Source organism: Chrysanthemum yellows phytoplasma (assembly GCF_000803325.1).
Lineage (GTDB): Bacteria > Bacillota_I > Bacilli_A > Acholeplasmatales > Acholeplasmataceae > Phytoplasma > Phytoplasma asteris.
This window is the reverse complement of sequence record NZ_JSWH01000099.1, coordinates 1-1,372: the sequence shown is the minus strand read 5'-3', so window position 1 is coordinate 1,372 and position 1,372 is coordinate 1. Positions and strand designations below refer to the sequence as shown.

Genomic DNA, 1,372 nt, shown 5'->3' with positions numbered 1-1,372 from the left:
TTTTTACAATAATTTACTAAACGAAAAGATAAAGGTTTATCAGATAATGGGGCATAACCTAGTTTAAATTCTTTAATGGTTTCTAAAGTGATTTTTCTTTTTTGAGTTAAATAAGTTAATCCTGGTTGACTTTCGTTATTTCGGTTAGTAGTTAACAAATAATGATAATAATCTCTAATTTGGTTGAATAAGGGTGAAATTTTTTGAAATAATTGTTTCTTTTTGATATTAATTTCCTGTTCGTCAACTGGTTGTTTTGGTTTAATTGAATGATATAGTTGTTTCAAAGGGTTAATAGTTATTTTCGTTGTTTCTTTTTCTTGTTGACTTAAGGTTTTAAATTCGAAAGAATTCATAAATCCTTCTATTCTTTGAATCGCTTCAGAAAAAGATTTAATTTGACGGATAACCATATAAACATCAATCAGATCATAATCTTTTCCGCATTTCCAACAATGAATTTTATTATTTGAAGTGAAATGACAACAAGTGGGATTCTTTCCTTGATGAATGGGACAAGGAAAACGGTGGTGGTTATTAAAATTTAGAGGTAAAATTTTTAATTTTTTTAATAAAACTAACATGGGAAAATGAGTTTGAATGTGTTTTATTTTTTCTTGATAATTCATTGATGAACTCCTTAATAACTTTCTAATGGATAAGGCAAAATATAACCGATTTCTTGGAATGTTTGTGTCGTCATTTCAAAGTGATAAACTAAGTTCTTTTTGGTACCACTGCGATTCTTTTTAATAGATAATTCAATGATTTTTTGAGATTCGTTGTTTTTTGATGCTAAATATAATTGATTACAATTTTGATTATAGATATTTAAAGGTTTTTCTTGGTCTTTCGATAGTTTGGGTTGGAATTCTGACATCATTAAGACGATATCTGAGTTAGTTTCAATTCCACCACTTCCTTTTAAAGCGGTGATTTCAGGTTATTTTCCTTGGTAATGACTATAAGTATCTCTAGAAAATTGTGAGAGAATGATAATGACAATATTTAATTCCATGGCTAATTGTTTTAATTTAGTCATGATTTCGTCAATGGCTAACCGATCATTTTCTAAATGATTGGACGCTTTAGTAATTTGGAGGTGGTCGATAACGATGATTTCGACTTTTTGTTCCAAAGAAAAACGATAAACTAAATCAATGATATAATCTATTTTTTTAACTTGATCATAACTAAATGATAAGTTAAGTTGGGAAAAGAATTTTTTAGCGTTATTCATCCTTTCCATGTAGGTATGTGTAGTGATGTTTGAGTCTTCCCAATTTTTATCTAAAATAACATCTAAGGGAATTTGAGTTTGGTGGGCTAATAACCGACTTAAATTTTCTTCTAAGGTCATTTCATAAGAAAA

The 1,372-nt window shown here is 28.1% G+C and carries 1 protein-coding gene and 1 pseudogene; both read right to left on the bottom strand.

The window, feature by feature from the left end:
* Window positions 1–629 (bottom strand): DNA primase (locus OL66_RS01950; RefSeq protein WP_034172251.1); only part of this gene is annotated, 629 nt, incomplete at its 3' end.
* Window positions 630–640: 11 nt separating this feature from the next.
* Window positions 641–1,372 (bottom strand): annotated as a pseudogene (locus tag OL66_RS01945) (DnaB-like helicase C-terminal domain-containing protein); the annotation flags it as partial.